Here is an 8,996-nt window from a genome sequence, read left to right on the forward strand (position 1 = left end):
GGCATCAAGATCTTCGGCGGCGGGGGTGGCGTCATCATCCCTAGGGAGATCCGGGAGCTGGAGGCCTACGGGGTGACCCGCATCTATTCCCCCGAGGATGGGCAGAAGCTGGGCTTAGCCGGCATGATTCGGGACATGCTGGAGCGGGCGGACGCCGACCTCACCCGTGACTGCCCCAGAGACTTGAAGCCGGTGCGCACTGGCAACCGTCGGGCCCTGGCACGGCTCATCACCGCCCTGGAGTGCGGGACCCTGGAGCCGGCGTTACGCGAGGAGCTCAGGCGGGGCGCGGCGGCCAAAGTGCCGGTGGTGGGCATCACGGGTACGGGCGGCTCCGGCAAGTCGTCCTTGACCGACGAGCTCATTCGCCGCTTGCGCCTGGATCAGGAGGACCGGTTGCAGATCGCCGTCATCGCCGCCGATCCTACCCGCCGCAGGACGGGTGGGGCGCTGCTGGGGGACAGGATCCGCATGAACGCCATCGCTTCCCCCCGCATCTACATGCGCTCCCTGGCGACCCGGATGGCGGGAAGCGAGATCCCCGCCGCCTTGCCCGATATCATTGCCCTGGTGAAGCTCGCGGGCTTCGACCTGGTGTTGGTGGAAACCTCGGGTATCGGTCAGGGCGACGCCGCCATCGCACCCCTGGCGGATGTATCGATCTACGTGATGACACCCGAATACGGAGCGGCGAGCCAGCTGGAGAAGATCGAGATGCTGGATTTCGCTGACTTGGTGGCGATCAACAAGTTCGACCGCCGCGGCGCCCTGGACGCCTTGCGTGACGTGTCCAAGCAGGTGCAGCGCAATCGCGGCGAGTTCGGCAAAAGCCTCGACGAGATGCCGGTCTACGGCACCATCGCCTCGCGTTTCAACGACGACGGGGTCACCGCTCTGTATCAGGGATTGCTCGAGCAGCTCGCTCGGCGCGGCTACACGTTTCCCCCCGGCAGACTCCCTCGCGTCGCGGGACGGCATTCCACCGGCGCCGCCTCCATCGTGCCCCCGGCCCGGGCCCGCTATCTCGCCGAAATCGCCGAGACCGTGCGTCGCTACCACCGGGAGGTCGAGCGGCAGGTGGCGATCGCCCGGGAGCGGCAGCAGCTAAAAGGTGCCCAGCGCCTGCTGCAGGAGGCGGGCAAGGACGCCTCCCACCTGCAGCCGCTGATCGAGGCGCGGGAGCAGGCCCTGGATGCGCGCTGCAAGAGGCTGCTGGAGCTATGGCCCCGTACCCGGGAGATCTATGCCGGCGACGAATACGTGGTGAAAATCCGGGACAAGGAGGTGCGCACCACCCTGCACCACACTACCCTCTCCGGCACCCGGCTGCCCAAGATCGCCCTTCCCGCCTATGAGGACGAGGCAGAAGTGCTCAAATGGCTGCTCAAGGAGAATGTGCCGGGCAGCTTTCCCTATACTGCTGGCGTGTTCGCTTTCAAGCGTGAGTACGAGGATCCCACCCGCATGTTTGCCGGAGAAGGCGATGCCTTCCGCACCAACCGGCGCTTCCACTACCTGTCCAAGGACTCCCAGGCAAAGCGCCTGTCCACCGCCTTCGACTCGGTGACCCTGTACGGCTACGACCCGGACGAGCGGCCGGACATTTACGGCAAGATCGGCAATTCCGGGGTATCGGTGGCGACCCTGGACGACATGAAGGCGCTCTACTCGGGTTTCGACCTGTGCGATCCGCTTACCTCGGTGTCCATGACCATCAACGGGCCTGCGCCGACGATCCTGGCCATGTTCTTCAACACCGCCATCGACCAACAGCTTGAGAAGTTCGAGCGCGAGAATGGTCGCCTGCCCACCGAGGACGAGCAGGAGAAGATCCGAGAGTGGGTGCTCTCCACCGTGCGCGGCACCGTGCAGGCGGACATCCTCAAGGAGGACCAGGGCCAGAACACGTGCATCTTCTCCACCGAGTTCGCTTTGCGCATGATGGCGGACGTGCAGGAATACTTCGTCCGCCACAACGTGCGCAACTTCTACTCCGTATCCATCTCCGGCTACCACATCGCGGAAGCGGGCGCCAATCCCATCACCCAGCTCGCCTTCACCCTGGCGAACGGTTTCACCTACGTGGAGGCTTACCTCGCCCGGGGCATGCATGTGGACGAGTTCGCACCGAACCTGTCGTTTTTCTTCTCCAACGGGATGGATCCCGAGTACGCGGTGCTGGGGCGCGTTGCCCGGCGCATTTGGGCTATCGCCATGCGCTTCAAGTATGGGGCCAACGAGCGCAGCCAGAAGCTCAAGTACCACATCCAGACGTCGGGACGCTCGCTCCATGCCCAGGAGATCGATTTCAACGACATCCGCACGACCCTCCAAGCCTTGATCGCCGTCTACGACAACTGCAACTCACTGCACACCAACGCCTACGACGAGGCGATCACCACGCCGACCGAGGAGTCGGTGCGCCGGGCCATGGCGATCCAGCTCATCATCAACCGCGAGTGGGGTTTGGCAAAGAACGAGAACCCGAACCAAGGCGCCTTCATCGTCGAGCAACTCACCGATCTAGTGGAGGAGGCGGTGCTGCAGGAGTTCGAACGGCTCTCCGAGCGCGGCGGCGTGCTGGGGGCCATGGAAACTGGCTACCAGCGAAGCAAGATCCAGGAGGAGTCGCTCCTGTACGAGACGAAGAAGCATGACGGGACGCTGCCCATCATCGGAGTGAACACGTTCTTGAACCCCCATCCCAAGCCGGCGGCGGAGGTGATCCAGCTTGCCCGCTCCACCGAGGAAGAGAAACGCTCGCAGCTCAAGCGTCTGCGGGACTTCCAGGCGCGCCATGCCCGCGAGGCAGGGCCCATGCTGGAGCGGCTCAAGCAGGCAGCCATGCGGGGCGAGAATGTATTCGCTGTGCTCATGGACGCAGTGCGGGTGTGCTCCCTGGGGCAGATCACCCAAGCCCTGTTCGAAGTGGGCGGGCAGTACCGGCGCAACATGTAGGAGGCAGGCCCTGTGCGCATTCCAGGCAGCGCGTTTCTCGTCGCCGGCGGCGCTTCCGGGCTCGGCGCTGCCACCGCCCGGTTGCTGGCCGCCGAGGGCGGCACGGTGGCGATCCTGGATCTGAACGATACCGCGGGCGCCGCCCTTGCCCAGGAGCTGGGCGGGCGCGCCCGCTTCGTGAAGGGGAGCGTGACCGACGAGTCGGCGGTGCGGGCGGCGGTGGAGGCGGCGGGCGCCCTGGGGCCCTTACGCGGCGCGATCAACTGCGCCGGCGTGGCGTTGGGGGAGCGGGTAGTGGGCAGAGAGGGTCCCCATTCCTTGGCCTCCTTCAGCCGTGTCGTCCAGATCAACCTGGTGGGCACCTTCAACGTGCTGCGGCTCGTCGCCGCTGCCATGAGCGCGCTCGAGCCGCTTCCAAGCGGCGAGCGGGGCGTTATCGTCAACACCGCCTCGGTGGCCGCCTTCGACGGCCAGATCGGCCAGGCCGCCTATGCGGCCTCCAAGGCCGGCGTCGTGGGCATGGCGCTGCCCGCCGCCCGGGAGCTCGCCCGCTTCGGCATCCGGGTCATGACCATTGCCCCGGGCATCTTCGATACGCCCATGGTGGCAGCCATGTCGGCCGAGCTGCGCGCATCCCTGGCGGCCCAGGTGCCGTTCCCGCCCCGGCTGGGTCGGCCGCAGGAGTACGCGGCCCTGGTGAAGCACGTCCTGGAAAACGAGATGCTCAACGGCGAGGTGATCCGCCTGGACGGGGCGGTGCGCCTGGCTGCCAAGTGAATTTCCCCTGTTCGATCTTCTCTCCCATGGCCTACGAAAACCTCATCCTGGAACCTATTGAACACGGCATCTACCGCCTGACGGTCAACCGCCCGAAAGCCCTGAACGCCCTGACCCCCGAGACCCTCGCCGAGCTGGAGGCCGCAGCTGCCCAGGTGGCGGCGGATCCAGCGGCGCGGGCTCTGCTCGTGACCGGCGCGGGCGACAAAGCCTTCGTGGCGGGGGCCGACATCTCCCGCATGGTGGACATGACTCCCGAAGACGGACAGCGCTTCTGCGAGGCGGCCCTCAAGGCCTTTCGCGCCATCGAGCTGCTGCCTGTTCCCGCCATCGCCCTGGTGAATGGCTACGCCCTGGGGGGAGGATGCGAGCTGGCCCTTGCCTGCGATTTCATCGTGGCTGCGGACAACGCCATCTTCGGCCAGCCCGAAGTGAACCTGGGGATCAATCCCGGCTTCGGCGGTACCCAGCGGTTACCCCGTCGGGTGGGTACCGGCATGGCCCTGGAGCTGCTGCTCACTGGCCGCCAGGTGAGGGCGGAGGAGGCCCAGCGCATCGGCCTGGTGAACCACGTGGTGCCCAGGGATCAGCTCATGGCCAAGGGCCTGGAGCTGGCGCGTCAGATCGCCGCCAAGGCACCCTTGGCGGTGCGCTACACCAAGCGCCTGGTGCACCGGGGACAGAACTTGGACCTGGACAGCGCCTGCGCCCTGGAAACCCAGGCCTTCGGGCTCCTGTGCGCCAGCGAGGACAAGCGGGAGGGCATGCGGGCGTTCCTGGAAAAACGGCCCGCCGTCTTCCACGGTCGCTAGAGGGGCCTCAGGCCCGCGCCTTCGCTGCCCGGTGCGCGGCACCCATGCCCCCGAACCGGGCCAGCCCCTCCGGATCCAGCACCGTCACCATCCCGTAGTTCGTGGCGATCAGGCCGGCCTTTTCCAGCACCTGTAGGGCCTGGTTGACCCGCTGGCGGGAAGCGCCCACCAGATAGCCCAGCTCTTCCTGGGAGAGTTGGATCTGAGGCTGGGCGGCCGGGTGCAGCAGGGGGTTGAACAGCAGCGCCAGGGACCTGGCCACCCGCGCGTCCAGATCCAGCAGTCGCTCGTGCTCCAGCATGCCGATGAAGTGGGCCAAGCGCTCGTTCAACTGGGTGAGCAGGAAACGGTTGAAGGCGAAGCTCGAGTCCAGTAGCCAGTGGAAGGTGGTCTCGGGCATAAAGGCCATGCGGGAGGCGCGCAGCGCCACCACGTCGTAGCGGCGCGGCTCTCCCTTGAGCACAGAGCCTTCTCCGAACCAGCTTCCTCCGGGAATGCCCGCCAGGGTGAACGACTTGCCGGAATCGGCGGTGCACTGCAGCTTGACCAGCCCGTCCACTACCCCCAGCCAAGCCCGGGAGGGCTCGCCCCGGGGGCAGATAAGAGCGCCCGGCCCGTAGTCCCGCACGACTACGGAAGCCTTGACCCGGGCGAGCTGCTCGGCCGTGAGCTCCCGGGTCCAGGGGCTCAGGGCCAACATCTCATCGAGGGAACGCATGGGTTCAATTGTCAATGAAATGACAGTGTGCGGGAAAGATCCCCCGTAAGCTTTGTGGTGAAGACACGATCACGGCGCAGGGAGCATGTTGCGGCGCAGTATGACTTTGGGATGGCGCTGCAGCAGAAGGCGGAGACGCCCGTTTCGGGCTGCGGAAGGAGGGTCCGCGAGTCGGGCATTCCGCTAGAATCGACCTTGTAAGGGAGCGCTGGCGGAGGCGGGGGAACGAGCCCATGAGGGGGCGGGAGCGTCCGTGGGCGATGGTGGGCAGGCGCCGGCCGGGCCCGCGCCAGGACGCACAGGAGGACGGGCGGGCCTTGGAAGTGCCGGATACCTTTCCTCGGCTGCTGCTGCACCATGCCGCTGTGCGGGGCGAGCGGGCTGCCATCCGGGAGAAGGACTACGGCATTTGGCAGACCTGGACCTGGCGCCAGGTGCTGGACGAAGTGCGGGCGATCGCCTGCGGGTTGGCGGCCGAAGGCTTCCAGCGGGGCGAGCGCTTGGCCATCATCGGGGAAAACCGTCCCCGCCTCTACTGGGCCATGGCGGCAGCCCAGGCCCTGGGCGGCATTCCGGTGCCCTTGTATCAGGACGCCGTGGCCCAGGAGATGGGCTATGTGTTTCGCGACGCCGAAATCGGCTTTGCCGTCGTCGAGGACCAGGAGCAGGTGGACAAGCTCCTGGAAATCCTGCCCGACTGTCCTTTCCTCAAGCGCATCTGCTACGACGACCCGCGGGGGCTGCGCCATTATGCCCAGCGCCAGCTCCAGAGCCTGGACGCCCTCCAGGCCCGGGGGCGCGCCTTCGACCAGGAGCACCCGGATTTCTTCTTGCGGGAGATCGCCCGGGGTCGCGCCAGCGACACCGCGGCCCTGTTCTACACCTCCGGCACTACCGGCAATCCCAAGGGGGTGGTGCTTACCCACGACAATCTGATCAGCGCCGCCCGCATCGGCGCCGAGATGGAGGCGCTTACCCCCGAGGAGGAGGTGCTCGCCTATCTGCCCATGGCCTGGATCGGGCAGAACATGTTCTCCTACGCCCAGGCATACGTGACGGGCTTCTGCGTAAGCTGCCCCGAGTCGGCGGGCACGGTGCTCAACGATATGCGGGAGATCGGGCCGACCTACTATTTCGCCCCGCCCCGGGTGCTGGAAGCGCTCCTCACCCAGGTGACGATCCGCATGGCGGACGCCGGCTGGCTCAAGCGCAGGATGTTCGACGTCTTCATGGAAATCGCCCGCCGGGTGGGAGGGAAGCTCCTCGGGCGCCGGGAGCGGGTCTCGCTCCTCGACCGTCTGTTGTACCTTGCGGGCGACCTCCTGGTCTACGGGCCCTTGCGCAACGTACTGGGCTTGAGCCGCATCAAGGTGGCCTACACCGCCGGCGAGGCGATCGGCGAGGACCTGTTCCAGTTCTACCGCGCCATCGGCATCAACCTGAAGCAGCTCTACGGCTCCACAGAGACCTCGGTCTTCGTGTGCGTGCAGCCGAATGGGCAGGTGAAGCCCGACACGGTGGGTCCGCCGGTGAAGGGAGTGGAAGTGCGGCTCGCTGACAACGGGGAGATCCTAGTGCGCTCTCCTGGGCTGTTCCAGGGCTATTACAACAACCCCGAAGCGACCGCCCAGGCCAAGGATCCGGAAGGATGGTTCCACACCGGGGACGCCGGCTACTTCGACGAGGACGGGCACCTCAAGATCATCGACCGTGCCAAGGACGTGGGGCGGCTCGCGGACGGCACCCTGTTCGCCCCCAAGTACCTCGAGAACAAGCTCAAGTTCTTTCCCTATATCAAGGAAGCGGTGGCTTTCGGCCACGGGCGCGAGCGGGTGTGCGCCTTCATCAACATCGACATGGAGGCGGTGGGCAACTGGGCGGAGCGCCGGGGGCTGCCCTATTCCGGCTACACCGATCTCGCCGCCCAGCCCCAGGTCTACGACCTGGTCCGGAAATGCGTGGAAAAGGTGAACCGGGACCTGTCCCTCGATCCCAAGTTGGCGGGCTCCCAGATCCACCGCTTCCTCATCCTGCACAAGGAGCTGGACCCGGACGATGGGGAAATTACCCGCACCCGCAAGGTGCGCCGGCGCTTCATCGCCGAGAAGTACGCTCCCTTGGTAGAGGCGCTCTACGCGGGCAGGCAAGCGTGCTACGTGGAGACCCAGGTGCGGTTCGAGGACGGGCGCACGGGTGTACTCAAGGCCACCGTGCGCATCGCCGACGCCCGCACCTATAGCGTGGACCTGGCAAGGGCGGCCTCCTGATGAACGGCGAGCGCCGGATCGGCCCTCCGATCCTCACCGTCGAAAACATCTCCCTCTCCTTCGGCGGTGTGAAAGCCCTGGACCGGGTGTCCTTCGAAGTGCGGGAGCGGGAAATCCTGGCCATCATCGGCCCCAACGGGGCGGGGAAGAGCTCCATGCTCAACGTCATCAACGGGGTCTACCATCCCGAAGAGGGGACCGTGACCTTCCTGGGCAAGAGACGTCACCGGATGCGCCCCCACGAGGCCGCCGCCCAGGGCATCGCCCGCACCTTCCAGAACATCGCCCTGTTCAAGGGGATGAGCGTGCTCGACAACATCATGACCGGACGCAATCTCAAGATGAGGACGGGCTTTCTCGCCCAGGCCCTCTACTGGGGTTGGGCGCGGGCAGAGGAGATCGAACACCGCAAAAAAGTGGAGGAGATCATCGATTTCCTGGAAATCGAGCACATCCGCAAGACGCCGGTGGGGAGGCTCCCCTACGGGCTGCAGAAGCGGGTGGAGCTCGCGCGGGCCCTCGCCGCGGAGCCTCGGCTGCTCCTGCTGGACGAGCCGATGGCGGGCATGAACCTGGAGGAGAAACAGGACATGTGCCGCTTCGTACTGGATGTGAACGACGAGTTCGGTACCACCATCGTATTGATCGAGCACGACATGGGGGTGGTCATGGACATCTCGGACCGGGTGGTGGTGCTCGATTACGGACGCAAGATCGCGGAGGGAACGCCCGATGAGGTGCGTAACAACCAGGCGGTGATCGACGCCTACCTGGGCGTGGCCCACTGACGAGGATGAATCCGCAGATGGGCTCGCATAGCATCCTCTAGGATGGAGAGCGTGAGATGGCATTTTTCCTCGAAGTGCTGATCGGGGGCTTGCTCGCCGGCATCATGTATTCCTTGGTGGCCCTCGGTTTTGTCTTGATCTACAAGGCTTCCGGGGTGTTCAACTTCGCGCAAGGAGCGATGGTATTCTTCGCCGCCCTCACTTGCGTGAGCCTGATCGAGCACGGCTGGAACTTCTGGCTGGCGGTGGGAGCGACCCTGGGGGCGATGGTGTTGCTGGGGGTGCTCACGGAACGGGTCGTGCTAAGGCCCCTGGTGAACCAGCCGCCCATTTCCCTCTTCATGGCCACCATCGGCCTCACCTTCCTGCTGGAAGGGGTGGCCCAGCTCCTCTGGGGGGCGCAGCCCCATGGTCTCGATATCGGTATTCGGGACGTGCCTCTGGAAGTGCAGGGGGTGCTGGTGAGCCAATTGGATCTTTTCGCCGCCGGCACGGCCGCGGTGCTGGTGGCGGTCCTGGGCGTCTTCTTCAGCCGCACCAAGCTCGGGCGGGCGCTGCGGGCGGTGGCCGATGACCATCAGGCCGCCCTCTCGGTGGGCATCCCGCTGCAGCGCATCTGGGCCATCGTGTGGGCGGTGGCCGGGGTGGTGGCCCTGGTGGCGGGGCTGCTGTGGGG

Annotated in this window: 7 protein-coding genes; 6 read left to right on the forward strand and 1 reads right to left on the reverse strand. The window is 66.0% G+C overall.

What is annotated here, in order from left to right; translation table 11 throughout:
* From icmF to V7Q81_RS12505, 3 genes are all read left to right on the forward strand, one after another.
* A partial coding sequence (gene icmF / locus V7Q81_RS12495; RefSeq protein ID WP_333843797.1) for a fused isobutyryl-CoA mutase/GTPase IcmF occupies positions 1–2,958 on the forward strand: 2,958 nt, incomplete at its 5' end.
* 12 nt (positions 2,959–2,970) lie between these two features.
* On the forward strand, positions 2,971–3,735 hold the full coding sequence (locus tag V7Q81_RS12500; protein WP_333843798.1) for an SDR family NAD(P)-dependent oxidoreductase: 765 nt from the start codon (positions 2,971–2,973) through the stop codon (positions 3,733–3,735).
* A 26-nt stretch (positions 3,736–3,761) separates the two neighbouring features.
* A complete protein-coding gene (locus tag V7Q81_RS12505; protein WP_333843799.1) occupies positions 3,762–4,547 on the forward strand; it encodes an enoyl-CoA hydratase-related protein in 786 nt (261 codons plus the stop codon).
* A 7-nt stretch (positions 4,548–4,554) separates the two neighbouring features.
* Here the strand turns inward: V7Q81_RS12505 and V7Q81_RS12510 are convergent, their stop codons facing one another.
* Positions 4,555–5,265, reverse strand: coding sequence for a Crp/Fnr family transcriptional regulator (locus V7Q81_RS12510; protein WP_333843801.1), 711 nt, complete (start codon positions 5,263–5,265; stop codon positions 4,555–4,557).
* A gap of 233 nt (positions 5,266–5,498) precedes the next feature.
* Between V7Q81_RS12510 and V7Q81_RS12515 the strand changes: the two genes are divergently transcribed.
* From V7Q81_RS12515 to V7Q81_RS12525, 3 genes are all read left to right on the forward strand, one after another.
* Positions 5,499–7,532 carry an AMP-dependent synthetase/ligase gene (locus V7Q81_RS12515; RefSeq protein WP_333843803.1) on the forward strand — a complete coding sequence of 678 codons (2,034 nt, stop codon included), beginning with the start codon at positions 5,499–5,501 and terminating at the stop codon, positions 7,530–7,532.
* The gene (locus V7Q81_RS12520) at positions 7,532–8,320 is read left to right on the forward strand and encodes an ABC transporter ATP-binding protein (RefSeq protein WP_333843805.1); all 789 of its coding nucleotides are present in this window, start codon (positions 7,532–7,534) and stop codon (positions 8,318–8,320) included. Before V7Q81_RS12515 ends, V7Q81_RS12520 begins: the two co-directional genes overlap by 1 nt.
* 56 nt (positions 8,321–8,376) lie before the next feature.
* Positions 8,377–8,996, forward strand: a 620-nt coding sequence (locus V7Q81_RS12525; protein WP_333843807.1) for a branched-chain amino acid ABC transporter permease, incomplete at its 3' end; no start/stop codon positions are given.

It is taken from the genome of Pelomicrobium sp. (assembly GCF_036803785.1).
Taxonomy (GTDB): Bacteria; Pseudomonadota; Gammaproteobacteria; order Burkholderiales; family UBA6910; genus Pelomicrobium.

Excerpts from the sequence above, each read along its gene's own strand:
- V7Q81_RS12505 (WP_333843799.1), top strand. The coding sequence starts at position 3,762 with ATGGCCTACGAAAACCTCATCCTGGAACCTATTGAACACGGCATCTAC.
- V7Q81_RS12510 (WP_333843801.1), bottom strand. The coding sequence starts at position 5,265 with ATGCGTTCCCTCGATGAGATGTTGGCCCTGAGCCCCTGGACCCGGGAG.
- V7Q81_RS12515 (WP_333843803.1), top strand. The coding sequence starts at position 5,499 with ATGAGGGGGCGGGAGCGTCCGTGGGCGATGGTGGGCAGGCGCCGGCCG.
- V7Q81_RS12520 (WP_333843805.1), top strand. The coding sequence starts at position 7,532 with ATGAACGGCGAGCGCCGGATCGGCCCTCCGATCCTCACCGTCGAAAAC.